The following is a 14,784-nucleotide window of genomic DNA, read 5'->3' on the forward strand; positions in this document are numbered from 1 at the left end:
TGCTGGCGGATCATCCCCCGCGTGTCCCGCCCCGACGCCCCGGCCTCGGAGCGGAAGCAGGGGGTGAGGGCGGTGAAACGGAGGGGGAGCTGCTCCTCCGGCGTGATCTGCTCGCGGACGAGGTTGGTGAGGGAGACTTCGGCGGTGGGGATCAGAAAATGTGAGCGAAAGTCACGCTTCATAGCCTCGATAAGATCATTGGTCCCTTCGTAATGCGCTCGCTCAAGCGCCTCTGCTAACTTGTCACGATCCCCTACACCGTTAAAAGAGGAAAGAAGTTCAACAGCCCGATCTGGCATTGAGGCTTCTGTTTCAACGTACCAGTTTGCACCAACGGCGTTGTCAAACTCCGGACTGTACGTTGCGAAAGAGTCCCAATCGAATTTGGGCAATTGTCCCGTTCCAAACATAGCATGGTCTCGCACCAGCAGCGGCGGGGACACCTCCTCGTATTCATGCTCCCGCGTCTGCAAATCGAGCATGAACTGACCGAGCGCGCGTTCTAGACGAGCAAGGTCTCGGCGTAGGACGACGAAGCGGGAGCCCGACATGCGGGCGGCGGCCTCGAAGTCCATCATGCCTAGCCGCTCACCGAGTTCAACGTGGTCTTTGGGCGCCCTCATCTGGCCGGCGGGAAGCTCGGCAGGGTTCCCAAAGCGACGGTTCACCTGCTCCACGTTGCCGTGTTCGTCGACACCTTGCGGCACGTCATCGGCGGGGATGTTAGGAAAGCTGGAGAGTAATTGACTCAGACCCGAGTCATCAGCTTTCTCAAGCCGCGTCATCAAGCCCTTCAACGCCTCGACCTTGGCAACCAATTCAGTCGCTTCAACCTCATTGCCAGCCTTCTTGGCCGCTCCAATAAGTTTTGAGGCCTCGTTCCGACGCGCCTGGGCGGTTTCGTAGGCGGTTCGGATTGAACGTAGATCAGCATCGGCTGTCAGAATCACGTCAGTGATAGCCGGGCCGTCCAGCCCGCGCGAGGTCCAGCCGCGGTCGAACACGGCGCGGTCGTCGCGGATGGCCTTCACGTCGAACATCGCAGGGGGAGAGACTCAGGGCGTGGTGCGCGGTGGGACCTGTCTAAAGGCGCGCGGCGTGGAGGGGAAGCGGCGCGGCGCCTAGATGCTCCCCCACCGGGGGAGCTGGCGGCGTAGCCGACTGAGGGGGCCGACGCGAAGCGGCGGCGCAACCTCCTCCACCCGCTTCGCGGGTTCCCCTCCCCCAAGAGGGGAGGATCATCACGTCAGCGCCAGCTCACGGCTCTCCTCGCGCTTGCGGCGGAGCTGGATCAGGCGGACGCACCAGATGCTCACCTCGTACAACCCGTAGATCGGGATGGTCAGCAGGCACTGGCTCAGCGGGTCGGGCGGGGTGACCACGGCGGCCACCACCACGATGCCCAGGATCGCGTAACGCCGGCCCTTGGCCAGCGTCGCGGCGTCGACCAGGCCGGCCAGGGCGGCGAGCGACAGCACCACCGGAAGCTGGAAGCACAAGCCGAACGCCAGCAGCATGTGGGTGACCAAGTCCAGGTAGTCGCTCACCTTGGGCAGCAGGGCGACCTGCACATGAGGGTCGAAGATCTGCTGCGAGAGGGAGAACCACAGCACAAAGGGCAGCATCACGTAGTAGACCAGGGCCGCTCCCATCAGGAACAAGACGGGCGCGGCGATCAGGAAGGGCAGGAAGGCGTTGCGCTCCTTCTTGTAGAGCCCCGGCGCCACGAAGCGGTAGAGCTGCCACGCGATCACCGGGAAGCAGATCATCAGGGCGCCGAAGCCCGACAGCTTCATCTTGGTGAAGAAGAACTCCAGGGGCGCCGTCGACACCAGCCGCAGGTCCGAATGGCCGGTGACCGGGCGAAGGCCCGTGATGGCGAACAGCAGGTCGAAGGGGCCCTTGTGACCGTGCAGCTTCTGCTCGGCGTACAGTACGCCGGCCATCTCGAACGGGCGCAGCAGGGCCAGGTAGATCGCTCGAGAGAAGAAGAAGCAGAGGATGAAGCCGACCACCAGAGAGCCGACGCATACGATCAGCCGCGTACGCAGCTCGGCCAAGTGGTCGAGGAGGGGCGCGCGGGAGGCTTCGATCTCGCTTTCATCGACGTGGCTCACCCGGCGGGCTCCTGCGCCGCGTGGGCGGCGGGGGCGGGTTCGGGGTGAGCCGCAGGCGGCTGGACGGCCTCAGGCGCCTGGGAGAGCGTGGCGGCAGGCGGAGTATCGGCCGCGGGCCCGGGCAGCTGGGTCATGGCGTAGGGGCCCGGCGCGATCTCGCCTTCCCGCGCGCCGAAGCCGGCCGGAGGCGGGGCGCCCAGCTCCTTGTGCAGGGTCTCGAAATGGCTGTCGATCTCCTGGCTCACGGGCTTGACGTACTCGCCGCGGCGCAGCGCCTCGACCTCGCGCTTCAGCTCGTCGAGCTCGGACTGACGGGCCATCTCGTCGAAGCTGGCGCGGAACTCCGCCGCCAGGCCGCGCATTTTGGCGGTGAACTGGCCGACCTTGCGAAGGACGATGGGCAGGTCCTTGGGCCCCACGAAGATCAGGGCGACCACGGCCACCACCATGATCTCCTCGGCGCCGGCGTCTAGGAACATTGGGTGTCTTGGAACATGGGCTCAGGTCCGGGTCACGACCGCGGCTGAGTTCGGCCGAGCGGGTGTCAGCGGGCGATGTCCGAACGTTCGACGGGCGCGGCGGCGACGGTCGGCGTCGGCGGCGCAGGTGGTGCGGCGAGGGTAGCCGGCGGCGTGGTCGCCGTGGTGGGCTGCTCATCCTTCAGCCCGTCCTTGAAGGCGCGGATGCCCTTGGCGGCGTCGCCCATGATGCCGGACAGCTTGCCGCGGCCGCCGAACAGCACCGCGCCTACCCCGATCACGATAAGCCAGTGGATAGGACTGAGACCGCCCATGTGACCTACTCCGTCCGCGGGTCCAGCCCCGCAACTCTCGTATACGCGATATAGGCGCTTCCCGCCGCAGACGCCAAGGCGCGCGTTCAGACCGGTTCACTCCGGCTTGCGGGGCTCTCCCGCAGACGGCGCGCGCTCGGCTTCGCTATCTGCGGGAGGTGGGAGGACGGCGGCTTTGCGACGCCTGAGGTTGGCGCGCAGGGCCGCGGCGAGCCTGGCCTGGCGGTCGTCGGCGGTCACGGGGATTTCCTGCCAAGCTTCACGGACACTTAAGGGTGTCTAGGGCATAATCGATCATCGCACCCTCGTGGCGTGAGGAGGACAGCCTTGCGCACCTTCTATGAGATCGAGACGACCCGGGGAACACCGCCAGGCGCGGACCCGCGGGTCACCCTGTTCCTTCAGCTGGCCGTGCTCGCCTTCTGGACGCCGTGTGGGGCGATCGATCTCTACCTGCTCTGGCGCAGCTGGGGCGAGGCCGGCGCAGCGCCCTTCGTGTTCTGGCTTCTTTTCCGGCAGGCGCTCGTCTTCCTGGCGCTATGGTTCACCGTGGCGCTGTCCCATGGGCTGATGGTAGGTCGGCGCACCCCGGCCGAGCCTCGCCGCAGGCGCCGCCCCCGCAAGGTCGGATCCGGCCAGGCCGGCTCGATCGCCACCTCCCGGTACAACCGCGGCCAGTAGGGCCTTGGGGATCAGGCGTCGGCGGCCGGTCGGCTGGGCGCGCGCCGTCCGGACGCCGCGCTCTTCAAGACTGGGCGCAGCAGGTGGTCGAACTTCTCGAAGCCCTCGCGCACCATGCCCTCCAGGCTCTCGAACCGTTTGTCCCAGCCCTGCACCGTGACGTCGAGGGCAACGATATGCCGCTCGATGGCGGCGACGCCCTCCACCCGGTTCTCCAGCTTGTCGATGCGCCCGCTCATCTGGCGCTCGCGCTCGTCGCGGGCGCCCTGCTGGCGGGCGCTGGCCAGCATGTGGCGCACCAGCACGATGAACACGCCCACCACGCCCGCGGCCGAACTCGCCGCCCCCCACGCCGCGCTGGTCATGGCTCGCCTCCGTGGCTGCGGACGCCGGTACGCATCTGCGCCGCCAGCCGCATCGCTCGGGCGCCCACCTGGGAGCGCCAGGGCTCGCTGGCCAGCATGCGCCGGGCCGCCAGGTCATAGTCGGCCGCCTGCACGGCCTCCAGGGTGTGGCGGAAGGCGAGCAGGCCCTCCACGCCGAGGTTGAAGGCCATGTTGGCCAGCACGTCCTGGCGCTCGGGCGACATCCCGCGCCACCAGGACAGGTGCGCGTCCAGCCCCTGCTCGGCGCGGGCGATGTCGTGCTCCAGCGCCTGCAGGCAGGTCTCGCGCGACCAGACCAGGCCGCGGCGCACCTCCGGCCCGGTGTGGCCGACGCCGATGGTCCACACGCCGCCGGCGTCGGCGTAGGCGTGTTCGCGCAGGCCCTCGTCGGCGATCAGGTCGTCTCGAAGCTTAGGCGTGGTCATGGGCGGCGCTCGTCCAGGGCGCCCAGCAGGGTCAGTATCCAGCACACCAGGGCCGGCGCGAGCACGGCGCCGCAGCCGATCAGGTCCATCCAGGTCATCGAGAGGTCTCCGGAAACGAAAAAGGGCCGCCCCCTGCGTGTTCGGCAGGAGGCGGCCCGGACGGCTTGGAGGTGTGGGAGGCGCGCTTCAGTCGGCGGGCGGCTTGGCGCTGCCGAAGTAGTAGTCGTAGACGGTGCCGAACTTGGCGATCACCACGCCGACCACGACGTTGACGATGTCGCGCACCGCAGGCGTGGCGAGGCCCGCGAACAGGGCCGCCTCGCTGGCGGCGACCAGGGCGACGATGGCGACCGCCAGCCAGCCGCGAGGCGGGAACAGGCTCTTCATGACGGCGCCCTCAGTAGGTCTGGGCCGGCTGGGCCCGCAGCTTCCAGGAGCCGCTCGCCGTCCCCGCGCAGTCCACCACGCCGGCCTGGCCTAAGGAGCCTGCGGCCGTGTTGGTGTTCCACATGCGCGCGCCGTTCACCCGCGCGATGAAGGCGGAGGTCACGTCGGCCTGCACCTCTTCCGATTGCACCGTGAAACTGGGCGCGCCCGTCGGCGCGGTGATCCAGACGCTGGAGCCCAGCAGCCGCGTCCCCACCGAACGCACCGTGCAGGCGTAGGAGCCGTTGGCGCGCAGCAGGCCCAGGCTGCAGTTGTTCAGCGTGGCGCCGGAGAAGGTGACGTTGGCCGCGCCGTAGAGCCCCACGATGGCGGTGTTCCCCGTCCCCTCCACACGCGTCCGGTCGAAGGCGATCTCGGGCGTGTTGACGAAGTTGGCGCTCGATACGCCGCCGGGGTCGACCACGTGGGCGCAGGCGTAGTAGCCGCCGCGGAACACCACCTGGTCGACGGTGATCTGCTGGCTGGAATTGCCGATATTGAGGAACCGCGCATTGGCGGCGCAGACGAAGTGCACGTCGTCCAGGATGAGCTGCCTGGCGCTGCCGCCCATGTTCACCGCGTAGGACGTGGCGGCGGCGCCCAAGGTCGGATCGGTAAGCTTGAGGGCGATACGCAGCGTCTTGACGCTGAGGCTTCCGCCGATGTGGACGTGCTCCTGGTAGAGGTTGTTAGTGGTGTCGCCGTTGGCCTGGCTGTTCTCCAGCGCCAGCTCCAGCCGGTCGCCGGTGAGCGTCGCGCCGCTGACCGAGGCGTCCACATAGACCGGGTACATGGCCCGGCAGGCTATGCCTCCGACCTTGATGCGGCCGAACTGGCCGGCGCTCTGGTCGGAGCTGTTGCGGATATTGACCGCGTGGTAGCCGTTCTCGCCGCGGACACCCGCCAGCTCCACGTCGTCGGTCGTGTAGACGGCGTGCGTGTAGAAGGTCAGCATGCCGACCGAATCGGTCCCCGACTGCCCGTTCTGCTGCAGGTTCCCACCCCGCACGCCGACGATGTCGCCCTCCGACAACGGATACTGCAGGAAGCCGGTCGCCTCCTTCGGCTGGAAGGACAGAAAGTCGTCGCCGGGGGCGCCGAGGACGTGAAGCACCTCGCCGTCGAAAGCCGGGCCATAGACCTTCACGCCGTCGGAATGGGTCGCAGGCACGTTCAGCCCGGCGCGCCAGTTGGCCACCGCGCTCAGCGTCAGGCAGTACTTGTAGGCGTTCTGCACGTGAACGTCGGCCGTCAGGCCATCCACGCCCACCATGACCAGGGCCTGGGTGTCCACGTTGAGGGGCGCGGGGTTGTTGGCGAGGTCGTAGTCCCACAGGCCCCCGCCCTGAACGGTGATCCCCCGGTTCGCCTTCACCGCCGTGACGGTGAGCGTCGGCGCGGCGGTAGGTGCGCGGCGCAGGCGCACCACGAGCGTGTTGGCGTCGGTGACCGAGACGACGGGAAAGACGCCAAGAAAGGGGGTCTGGGACGCCGTGACGGCCGAGCCCTGAACCCAGACGGACTGGCCCGCCACCAGCCCGTGCGAAGGCCAGGCCACGGTGCACAGCCGGCCTGCGGTCCAGCTCAGCGTCACCGCCGCGCCGGTCGCCAACGAGGCGGAGGTGCGCAGCAGGGAGCGGTTGGTGTTGGGCGCCTGGCGCAGCGTCAGCCCGGCCTCAAGCGTCAGCTCGGTGGCGTCGCCGATGACCAGGGTGGCGTTCAGGTAGGCGACGCCCTGACCCCGCACGTCGACACGACCGCCGTGCGTCAGCGCCTGCTGGAGGAGCGTGGTGTTGGCGGTCGCCGCGGCGACCTGGCCGAGAACGGGGATGACGAAGACGGGGGCGGCGGCGAGGACGGGGCTCAGCATGGCTCGCGCCTCCTCACTTCAGGTTGGTGTAGGTGCAGGTGGCGGTCGCCCCCGCCTGCACCTGGACGACGGAGAATCCGAACTGGTTGAAGCCCACGTTGAGCGGCACGGTGAGGGTCGAGCCATCCGAGGCGACGAAGCTCGCCTGCCCCCCCGCGCTGCAGACGGCGGCGATCCCGCGGCCGGCCGTGACCGTCGCGCCCGGGGCTGGAATGGCGATGAAGCCGCCGACGGCCGCGCCGTTCTGGTCGCGCGTGGGCAGGGGGTTGGCGGCGCCGACGACCGATCCGTCCGCCAGCACCACCGACGCGGGTTGGGCCGGGACGTGGGTGGAGGCGGCGCCAAGGGGCTGGGGCGTCTGGGCGGACGCGGCGCCTGCGCACAAAAGACCGGCTACGCCGGCCAGGGCCCACAAGAGCAGGTTCATGATATGTTCCTTATTCAGGATGCGGCTCGGCCCACTTTCTCTGCGCGGGAGGAGGGACTCAGGCTTGGCTCACCGTCCCATAGCTGGGCCCGGTGTAGCCATTGGCGTGGATGCCGGCCTCAATGGACGGCGAGGCGGAGGAGTTGATCGAGCCAGCCACCACCGCCATGCGGCCCAGGCCCTGGTAGGCCGAGACGCCCAGCCAGCCGGAGGTGGTCGCGGCGGGGTGGCGAATGACGGAGGCCGTGTCCTCCAGGCTCCAGGTCAGCAGGCCGGAGCGGCCGTACCAGGGCTGGAACAGGCCGACGCGGACCGCTCCGCTCTGGATCTGCACCACCGAGGCGCCGGCGAAGCGTACGTCGCATGCCCCCTGGATATACAGGCCCGCATTGTAGCCCTCCGCCGTCCCGGTGCACATGAGCACGTTCAGGTCTACGTCTTGGAAGAGCAGGCTCGAACGCGTCAGGATCAGCCCGTTGGTGTGCACGTTTCCGCCATCCACCGAGCACTCCAGCACCGGCCTCGCGCCGGCCGTGGTCCCGGACGTGAAGCCGTGCAGCTCCAGCCGGCAGTCGGTGACGGTCAGGGTCTCCAGGATGGTGGCGGCGCCGGTGGCGTGGGTCTGGCCCTGGGCCAGGAAGATGCGGTTCAGCTTGTCGGGGCGCAGCCGGGTCAGGGCCGCGTTGACCGTCCTCAGAGGCGAGGCGGCTGCGCAGCCGATCACCGTGTCGCTCCCCGCCGCGCCATCGATGTAGAGGTCGTTGTAGGGCTGCAGCTCGAAGGTCGGCCAGGTCACCACGCCGTTGGCATAGGGGTAGCCGGCGCTGCGGACGCCGTCGATGGTCAGGCTGTCGGCGTAGGCGGACCAGAAGGCCACCGGCGAGCTGAAGAAGCCGCTGGTCCACTCCGCCACGCCAAGGCGCACGTCGGCGCCGACGCCCGCATAGACTAGCGCCAGGCCGGGTGTGTAGGCGAACAGGTTGTCCACACTGACACGGGAAGCGTAGACGCTCAGCGCGTGGTCGGAGATGGACTCGCACTCCAGCACCGAAGCCGACAGTCCGGACGAGTAGACGTTGGCCGCCACGTTCCAGCCTTCCAGTACCAAGGTCCCGGCGCTGACCGGATCGCCGGCGAAGACGCACAGGCCCGTACGCGACAAGTTGGCGTTCGGCGGCTGCGTGTTGGGATCGGTGAGCCCAAAGCTCGGCCAGTTCGGGAAGGCGCATGCTGACGGCGTGGGCGTGGAAGCCGCCCCCGCCAGGTCTCCCGACAGGTATAGGGCGCCGAGCGTGCAGCCGTTGGAGTCCTGGTCCAGGATCAGCCCGGTGTAGAGGCAGCGGCTGAACAGGCTGGGGATGCGCCCGACCCATGAGGCGTTGGCGATGGGCCCGTGCCAGAAGCCTTGCACCGTCACGTTGTCCAGCACCCACTGCGGCGCCCCCACGAAGCGGATCGGGCAGAAGGCCGTGCCCCGCGTGGCCCGGACGAACAGATTGCGCAGGCCGCAGCCGGTCAGGTGGGTGTAGGTGCCCGCGTCCACATCGGCGCCGCGGATGTAGGTGGAGGCTCCGATCCGCTGGCCGGTGGCGGCGACGAAGCCCACCGCCTCTATGGCCCCGCCGGCGGGCAGGTCGAAGTCGGCCAGGATGCCGGAGCCGCTGGCCTGGCCAGGTGCGAAGTCCTCGAAGAAGCCGCCGGCGCCGAGGTCGCCTTCGATGACGATGAAGGCGTTCAGATAGACCGGGCTGGTGATCCGCAGGACCGTGTTGCGGCGCAGGCGCACCACGCCTCCGCCCTGGGCGTTCGAGCCGTTCACCGGCTGGCTGAGATAGGCGATGTTGGCATTCAGCGCCGAGGTGTCGTCGGTCACGCCGTCGCCCAGCGCGCCGAACATGGCCACGTCCGGCGCGGGCTCGGCCAGCTCGAACCAGCGCCCGTCCAGGCTTTGGGCTCGCCAGGCGGTGGCGCCGGTGTTGGCGGTCACCGCGTAGCGGGCGGCTCCGATCCCGTTGACCAGATAGCCGGTGGTCTGGATCAGCGACACGCCCGCCGGCACGCTAAGTCCGGCGATCTGGCTGAACAGCCCCGCCGACATGGGATCGCCGAAGCTCAGGCCGCTGATCCGGGGCGGCGCGTAGCCCGACGAGGCGATCTGCAGGTCGTAGGCGCCGAACGGCAGCGCCACGCCGAGCTTGCCAAGCGCATCGGCGCAGACCTGGGTGCCGATCGGCTGGCCGGCCTCGTCGTAGATCATCAGCGGCGTGGAGCCGCCGGCGGCGAAGGCCTGGGCCGTCGCATTGGGAAGCACCGCGCCGGTGTCGTGCCGGACGGCGTAGAACTCCAGGTACTGCATAGGGTCCTCCTGGAGCCCGCCCTTCGCAGAGGGCCGGGCGGTCGCACGAGACCTCCCCTCCCCCTCGACGGGGGAAGGGTTGGGGATGGGGATGAGTGCACGACGTGCGTGGAAGGGGCGGGAGGCGTCTCCCGCGCTCGCAGCGGCGCCCTCCTCGGCGCGAGCACCCCACCCCTGGCCCTCCCCCATGGAGGGGGAGGGAGGCTAGTCTTTGACCCGCCGCACATCGGCCACCCGGCGCACCGACGCCGGCAGCGCACGCCACGTCCCGCCGGGGGGCGTGTTGGCCTGGATGGTCGCCAGCGTGCCGCTCATCAGGCCGCGCACCGAGCCGTCGGCGGCGTAGATCGCCACCCTAAGGCGGGCGCTCGGATCGGGCGTGTCGCTCATCGCTTGAACTCCTCCACCGCGATCCGCACCCGGCCCACCGTGCAGCTGTCCGCCCCAGGCGCCGACGGGATCTGCGCCCAGAGCGTGTAGTCGGCGTCCACGCCGGCGGGCACGTCGTCGTCGAAGGTGAAGGGCGTCCATGGGGTGTCGAAGGTCTCGCGCGCGATCAGCGGGAAGTTGTCGATCTCCACCCCGCCCCGGCGCACCGACAGCAGCACCCCGGCGTCGCCGTCGTTGGGGTTGCCGAGCACCACCAGTACATCGAGCTTCAGCCGGCCGCCGCTCGGCTGGTAGACCAGCTCGCCCACCTGCACATAGGCTGCACCCTTGTTCAGGGTGACCGTCGGATTGGCGTCGAGCGTGGCGCCATAGGTGATGGCGTTCGGCGCGATCTGGGGCGTGTCGGCCGTGTCGAGGGTGGCGAGCGCGCCCTGGCCGACGATGCTTTGGGCCTGCACCTCGATCACCGAAGAGGTCGTGTTGGGCGTGAGGGGCATCTGGTAGGCCACCGCCTCGTCCAGGCCCTGCAGCGCCTCGCCGTACAGGTTGAAGCTCGGGAACTTCAGGTAGAGCGTCTTGCCGGCCTGCAGGGCGTCGTAAGCATACCGGAACACGTCCGCGTCGATGCGGGCGAACTCCGAGCCGGCCGGGTGGTCGGTGATCGGCGTGCCGTAGAGCCCGCGCCGGATGTAGCCGCCGAGGGTGTAGGCGTTAGGACCGGTCAGGATGGCGTCGCGCCAGGCGATCATCTCGCCGCCGATCACCGACAGGGTGGCCCCGCCGTCGGCGTCGGCCTGGGTGGCGGGGTCGAGCTCGGCCAGGCTGGCGGAAAGGTCGATCTGCAGGGCGTTCGTGGCGTCCGGGTCGGAACCGGCCGGGAAGTCGGCGGTGGAAACGCCATAGCGGGCGCGGCCCTGCACCTCGCCCACCTTCTGGTAGCTGAGGTCGTCGAACGAGGCCCAGACCTCGCAGCCTCCCCAGTTCGCTCCCACGCCCGCCACCGCCGCCCAGGCCTCGTAGCCGATCGAGGCGGCGCTCACCCCGCCCGTGCTGGCCCTGACCGAGGCCACGGTCTGGGCCACATAGCCGACGGGTGGGTTGATCAGCACCGGAACCGAGACCGGACCCGGGTCGGCGGCGAAGTTGGAGACGTAGCCGCCGGCGGACTGGCGCGTGTAGAGCGCGGCGTGGGCCGCGCCCACCAGCATCTCCTCAGCCACGCAGGAGATGGCGCCGTCGCCCTCCTCCTTCACCTGGGTCAGGCGGACCAGGACCCGGTCCAGGCGACCGCTGGTCAGCGTCACCAGGTCCATGGGATCGAGCAGGCCGTAGCGTTCGTCCAGCTGGAAGCTGTAGGTGCGACGCACATGGCAGGCGCGCTGCACCAGCAGCTGGGCCACATGGCCCGCCACGCCTGCATCGCAGATACAGTGCAGCGAGACGGGATCCTGGCGGCAGAGGCCGTAGGCGTCGATGTTGGCCTGGTCGCGCGCCGGGGCGATGTCGCTGGCATAGGCCTGGGCGCGGTCGAGGAACTCCACCTCCACCGAATTATAGGCGTCGGCGCCGCGCTTCACGTCGCGCTGCACCGGATCGGCGTTGGGCTGGGCCAGGAAGTCGTCATCGGTCAGGTCGTAAAGGGGGTCGAGGTCGGGCGCCCACTCGGCGCCGTTGGCGCTGACCGGCGTGTCGCCGTACGGGATGATTTTCAGAACGCCCCCGGACCAGACGCAGTCGGCGTTGGAGGCGGTCAGGATGTCGCTCAGCACGTCTGCGCCGCTTCGCTGGGCGTCCAGGAACGGCGACAGCAACAGGCCGGTCGCCAGGCAGTAGGTCGCGTAGCTGGTCAGGTCCGATAGGACGCTGGACGGCCACTGCGGCACGCCGGCCAGAAGGTCGAAGGCGATGTCGGCGGGGTTGGCGTCGTCCAGCGTCTGTCCGCCGACCGCTTGGCGGATGGCGGACTGCACCTCGAAGGCGTGGTTGGCCACCGTGGCGGAGCTGTTCAGCGCGTAGTTGGCCGCGCAGACATAGGCCAGGCCGGAATAGCCGATGGCCTGGTCGGCATGGGCGCCCTGCAGGTAGCTCCAGGGCGCCTGGCCGATCGCTCCGGGGATCAGGCTCAGCCCGGCCTGGGCGAGCGCAGTGGTGGAGCCGTCCGTGTAGGTTGACTGGTCCCGCCAGACGGTGCGGACGCCCGCCACGACGCCTGAGCACACGCCCAGCACCACGCTGGCGGAATACGTGTAGCTCTTGGTCGAGCCGCTCCCGCCCTTGCCGCCGGCGCTGGTGGACTGGGCTGTCGACTTGAAGTCCTGGTAATCGAGCAGGTTGCAGGAGGCGCGGAACGTGCCCCAACCTCTGGGGATCACCGCCGCCTTGACGCTCTGCTGCACCTGCACGCCGACATAGCGGTTGGCGACGGTGGAGGTGGACTTGGCGCCCATGCAGGCTCCTCTTCCCCCTCCCCCTCAAGGAGGAGGGCTCAACGTGAACAGCTTCATCTGCCGGCTGCGCAGGTCCTCGTCCGCGTCGAAGTGGCCCAGCACGACGCCAAGGCCGCGAACGGCGTGCACGACCTGGCCGCCCCGCCCCGTCAGGATCGCCCCGTGGCTGAACGTGCGGCCATAGCGCCAGAGAACGAAGTCGCCCGACTGCGCCTCGGTCCGCGCGATCTCGCGGCCGCCCAGCGCCTGCAGGTGGCGCAGGTACAGCTCCTCGCTCCTGTGCAGGTGCCATTGGCTGGCGTAGGCGCCCACCTCCGCCGCACCGATCACGCCGGCGGCGGCGTAGACCGCCAGCGGCAGCTGGGCGCAGTCCACGCCGACGCCCTTCAGCCGCTGGCGGTGGGCGTAGGGGGTGCCGAGCCAGCTCAGCGCCTCCGCCACCACGGCCTGGCGTGCGGCGGTGTTCACGTCGGCAGGCCCGTGGAAGGCGCGGGGATGAAGGGTTGGCCGCGGAAGCGCGCCAGGTTGGCGAACTTGGAGGCGCAGTCGGCCATGGACAGGGCGCAGCCGGGATAGGCGGTGAAGGCGTCGCCTGCCTGGGGCGTCGCCTGCAGCGGCGCGACCAGCTGGAAGGTCCCCGCGCCGTCGAAGCTCTTCACCGTCACCGTGGCGCCGGTGTTGGCGCCGCTGGTGAAGGCGACCTTGCCCAGCGAGAACCAGCCGGCGGACTGGGTCAGGGCGGCGGAGAAGGTGGTGGCGTTGGTCCCCACCGCCACGCTCCCCGCCACCGCATAGCCCGCCAACGCCACACCGCAGCGGGCGTCTCCCAAACTGTTCAGGCACGAGGTCTGGTAGGTGTCGGCCGGCAGGTTGGCGCTCAGCAGGTCGAGCCACGACGCCGCCTGCACCACGACCTGGGTAGCGCCGAGCGTCTGGGCGCCGGCCACCTTGCCGCCAAAGCGGATATAGGTCCCCACCGGCCCCGGGGCGGCCATGTCTGCAAAGCTTGCGGCGAAGGCGCGCTCGATGGTCACCGCCGCGCCGTCCAGGCCGTAATCCTCCACAAAGTCCAGGAACGGCTTGCCGGACACCGTGTGGCGCGCGTCAGCGTAGAGCGTGATGTCCACGGTGGAGACGTGCACGCCCCTCTGCGAGTCCACCCCGCCGTCCTGGCACAGCGGCCCCAGGCCGAACTTCGCGCCGTTCGCGGTCACGGGCGTGTCGGTGCTGGCGTAGCGAAGCACGCCCGCCCCGTTGGCCAGGGTGAAGGTGTAGAGGTCGGCGTGCGCGCAGGCGGTACTGGTCAGCAGGAAGTCCTTCAGGGCTGTGGAGGCCGTCTTCATGGCCGGCCTGCGGGCGTCAGCGAGGCGGACATCATGGCTTCACGCTCTCGAACTGCAGGCCGTCCAGGCTCCACAGGCTCTGGACCATCTGGGCGGGGGAGACGGCGTCCTGGCTGAAGCGGCACCAGAACAGGAAGGAGCCCGACCAGGCGATGGCGGCGCCTTCCGCTGGCGGCGCCGTGAACACCAGCTGGGCGTACTCGCCTATACTGAAGCCGCTTGCCGGCGCGCCGCCGACGGTGACCGAGGGCGTCCCGTTCAACACGTAGACCGGCTCCACGAAGGCGAAGGGCGTACCCGCCGAAACCGTGCGGGTCAGCTGGTAGGTGGTCGTGATCCCGTCGGCCGTGGCGACCTGGTGCCCGCTCACCAGGTTGTCGCCTGGATCGTAGTAGTAGAACGAGCCGAGCTGGCCCTGGCGGGTGTTAAAGAAGCCATAAAGCTTGGCGAGCTCCGCAGCTGTGATGCGATTGCGGATGAACTCGTAGCCGACCTTGAAGCGCCAGGTGGGCGAGGCGCACTGGCTGGCGCGCACCTGGCGGCCGCTGGCCGTGGTGCGCACGGTGGTGGACCAGACCGGCGACTTCTCCGAGACGAAGCCCTGGCCGGGGAGGCGCGGGAAGACGTCCGGGTCGTCGGCGAGGTCGGGCGTGGTCACCAGCCAGCGCATGGGCAGGTAGGGATAGCTGCTGCTCATCGCGTGCGCGCTCCGGCCAGCCGTCCGGCGCCTAGCCGATCGGGGGTCAGGCTCAGGCGCTGGGCGGCCGAGGTGAGGGCGCCGGTGATGGCGTCGGGGTTGGAGCGCGCCATGCGGGCGAAGCTCTGGGCGTCCAACGCCTGGATGTTCCAGTGGTGGTGGGTCGCCCCGGTCCCGCCGCTCGCGCCGGCGCCGGCGAAGCTCGGGCCGCTGCCATCGCCGAGCGCCGAGCGTAGCGGGGAAGCGAGCGTCGAGGGCAGCACCATCTCGTCCTTGTGCAGGCTGGCCAGGGCGCCGTCGTAGGGAACCTGGCCCCAGCCGCCGGCGGCGGACACCACCTGGCCGCCGAATTCCAGCACCGAAGCGAGGGCGGTGGCCGCCGCCGCCGGGGCCAGCACCGGCCCCACCACCGGCGTAGCGGCCACC

Annotated in this window: 17 protein-coding genes and 1 pseudogene; 1 reads left to right on the forward strand and 17 read right to left on the reverse strand. The window is 69.6% G+C overall.

Annotated elements, in window-relative coordinates; genetic code table 11:
- The 5 genes and pseudogenes from HUV06_RS16515 to HUV06_RS08790 form a co-directional block, all read right to left on the reverse strand.
- The coding region (locus HUV06_RS16515) for an aminoacyl--tRNA ligase-related protein (RefSeq protein WP_174300894.1) at nucleotides 1-1,040 on the reverse strand (1,040 nt) is incomplete at its 3' end.
- Nucleotides 1,041-1,241: 201 nt separating this feature from the next.
- Nucleotides 1,242-2,117 (reverse strand): twin-arginine translocase subunit TatC, encoded by an 876-nt coding sequence (gene tatC, locus HUV06_RS08775; protein WP_174300895.1) that lies wholly within the window; start codon nucleotides 2,115-2,117, stop codon nucleotides 1,242-1,244.
- Nucleotides 2,118-2,376: 259 nt separating this feature from the next.
- Nucleotides 2,377-2,596 (reverse strand): annotated as a pseudogene (gene tatB, locus HUV06_RS16645) (Sec-independent protein translocase protein TatB); the annotation flags it as partial.
- Between the two features lie 65 nt (nucleotides 2,597-2,661).
- Entirely contained in the window at nucleotides 2,662-2,910 is a 249-nt protein-coding gene (gene tatA, locus HUV06_RS16650) for a twin-arginine translocase TatA/TatE family subunit (RefSeq protein ID WP_174300897.1), read from the reverse strand.
- 96 nt (nucleotides 2,911-3,006) lie between these two features.
- Nucleotides 3,007-3,150 carry a hypothetical protein gene (locus HUV06_RS08790; RefSeq protein ID WP_174300898.1) on the reverse strand — a complete coding sequence of 48 codons (144 nt, stop codon included), beginning with the start codon at nucleotides 3,148-3,150 and terminating at the stop codon, nucleotides 3,007-3,009.
- A gap of 87 nt (nucleotides 3,151-3,237) precedes the next feature.
- Here HUV06_RS08790 and HUV06_RS08795 point away from each other — a divergent pair, with 87 nt between their 5' ends.
- Nucleotides 3,238-3,591, forward strand: coding sequence for a hypothetical protein (locus tag HUV06_RS08795; RefSeq protein WP_174300899.1), 354 nt, complete (start codon nucleotides 3,238-3,240; stop codon nucleotides 3,589-3,591).
- 11 nt (nucleotides 3,592-3,602) lie between these two features.
- Here the strand turns inward: HUV06_RS08795 and HUV06_RS08800 are convergent, their stop codons facing one another.
- The 12 genes from HUV06_RS08800 to HUV06_RS08855 all read right to left on the reverse strand — a co-directional run.
- On the reverse strand, nucleotides 3,603-3,956 hold the full coding sequence (locus HUV06_RS08800; RefSeq protein WP_174300900.1) for a hypothetical protein: 354 nt from the start codon (nucleotides 3,954-3,956) through the stop codon (nucleotides 3,603-3,605).
- Nucleotides 3,953-4,402 (reverse strand): glycoside hydrolase family protein, encoded by a 450-nt coding sequence (locus tag HUV06_RS08805; RefSeq protein WP_174300901.1) that lies wholly within the window; start codon nucleotides 4,400-4,402, stop codon nucleotides 3,953-3,955. The genes HUV06_RS08800 and HUV06_RS08805 overlap by 4 nt, the downstream gene beginning before the upstream one ends.
- Nucleotides 4,403-4,588: 186 nt before the next feature.
- Complete coding sequence (locus HUV06_RS08810) at nucleotides 4,589-4,789, reverse strand: hypothetical protein (RefSeq protein WP_174300902.1); 201 nt, start codon at nucleotides 4,787-4,789, stop codon at nucleotides 4,589-4,591.
- 10 nt (nucleotides 4,790-4,799) lie between these two features.
- Nucleotides 4,800-6,698: a hypothetical protein gene (locus tag HUV06_RS08815; RefSeq protein WP_174300903.1), complete on the reverse strand. Its 1,899-nt coding sequence runs from the start codon at nucleotides 6,696-6,698 to the stop codon at nucleotides 4,800-4,802.
- Between the two features lie 13 nt (nucleotides 6,699-6,711).
- On the reverse strand, nucleotides 6,712-7,125 hold the full coding sequence (locus tag HUV06_RS08820; RefSeq protein WP_174300904.1) for a hypothetical protein: 414 nt from the start codon (nucleotides 7,123-7,125) through the stop codon (nucleotides 6,712-6,714).
- A gap of 58 nt (nucleotides 7,126-7,183) precedes the next feature.
- Complete coding sequence (locus tag HUV06_RS08825; RefSeq protein WP_174300905.1) at nucleotides 7,184-9,481, reverse strand: hypothetical protein; 2,298 nt, start codon at nucleotides 9,479-9,481, stop codon at nucleotides 7,184-7,186.
- A gap of 204 nt (nucleotides 9,482-9,685) precedes the next feature.
- A complete protein-coding gene (locus HUV06_RS08830; protein WP_174300906.1) occupies nucleotides 9,686-9,871 on the reverse strand; it encodes a hypothetical protein in 186 nt (61 codons plus the stop codon).
- Nucleotides 9,868-12,318, reverse strand: a complete 2,451-nt coding sequence (locus HUV06_RS08835; RefSeq protein ID WP_174300907.1) for a phage tail protein — start codon at nucleotides 12,316-12,318, stop codon at nucleotides 9,868-9,870. The genes HUV06_RS08830 and HUV06_RS08835 overlap by 4 nt, the downstream gene beginning before the upstream one ends.
- A 24-nt stretch (nucleotides 12,319-12,342) precedes the next feature.
- Nucleotides 12,343-12,786: a C40 family peptidase gene (locus tag HUV06_RS08840; RefSeq protein WP_174300908.1), complete on the reverse strand. Its 444-nt coding sequence runs from the start codon at nucleotides 12,784-12,786 to the stop codon at nucleotides 12,343-12,345.
- Nucleotides 12,783-13,661 carry a phage BR0599 family protein gene (locus tag HUV06_RS08845; RefSeq protein ID WP_174300909.1) on the reverse strand — a complete coding sequence of 293 codons (879 nt, stop codon included), beginning with the start codon at nucleotides 13,659-13,661 and terminating at the stop codon, nucleotides 12,783-12,785. Before HUV06_RS08845 ends, HUV06_RS08840 begins: the two co-directional genes overlap by 4 nt.
- Nucleotides 13,662-13,692: 31 nt before the next feature.
- Nucleotides 13,693-14,358: a DUF2460 domain-containing protein gene (locus tag HUV06_RS08850; protein WP_174300910.1), complete on the reverse strand. Its 666-nt coding sequence runs from the start codon at nucleotides 14,356-14,358 to the stop codon at nucleotides 13,693-13,695.
- A partial coding sequence (locus tag HUV06_RS08855) for a hypothetical protein (protein WP_217433737.1) occupies nucleotides 14,355-14,784 on the reverse strand: 430 nt, incomplete at its 5' end. The genes HUV06_RS08855 and HUV06_RS08850, both read right to left, overlap by 4 nt.

Source organism: Caulobacter sp. S45, from assembly GCF_903642205.1.
GTDB lineage: Bacteria > Pseudomonadota > Alphaproteobacteria > Caulobacterales > Caulobacteraceae > CAHJWH01.

Coding starts and splice junctions, on each gene's coding strand:
- HUV06_RS08815 (WP_174300903.1), bottom strand. CDS start 6,698: ATGCTGAGCCCCGTCCTCGCCGCCGCCCCCGTCTTCGTCATCCCCGTT.
- HUV06_RS08810 (WP_174300902.1), bottom strand. CDS start 4,789: ATGAAGAGCCTGTTCCCGCCTCGCGGCTGGCTGGCGGTCGCCATCGTC.
- HUV06_RS08830 (WP_174300906.1), bottom strand. CDS start 9,871: ATGAGCGACACGCCCGATCCGAGCGCCCGCCTTAGGGTGGCGATCTAC.
- tatA (WP_174300897.1), bottom strand. CDS start 2,910: ATGGGCGGTCTCAGTCCTATCCACTGGCTTATCGTGATCGGGGTAGGC.
- HUV06_RS08800 (WP_174300900.1), bottom strand. CDS start 3,956: ATGACCAGCGCGGCGTGGGGGGCGGCGAGTTCGGCCGCGGGCGTGGTG.
- HUV06_RS08825 (WP_174300905.1), bottom strand. CDS start 9,481: ATGCAGTACCTGGAGTTCTACGCCGTCCGGCACGACACCGGCGCGGTG.
- HUV06_RS08805 (WP_174300901.1), bottom strand. CDS start 4,402: ATGACCACGCCTAAGCTTCGAGACGACCTGATCGCCGACGAGGGCCTG.
- HUV06_RS08850 (WP_174300910.1), bottom strand. CDS start 14,358: ATGAGCAGCAGCTATCCCTACCTGCCCATGCGCTGGCTGGTGACCACG.
- HUV06_RS08835 (WP_174300907.1), bottom strand. CDS start 12,318: ATGGGCGCCAAGTCCACCTCCACCGTCGCCAACCGCTATGTCGGCGTG.
- HUV06_RS08845 (WP_174300909.1), bottom strand. CDS start 13,661: ATGAAGACGGCCTCCACAGCCCTGAAGGACTTCCTGCTGACCAGTACC.
- HUV06_RS08820 (WP_174300904.1), bottom strand. CDS start 7,125: ATGAACCTGCTCTTGTGGGCCCTGGCCGGCGTAGCCGGTCTTTTGTGC.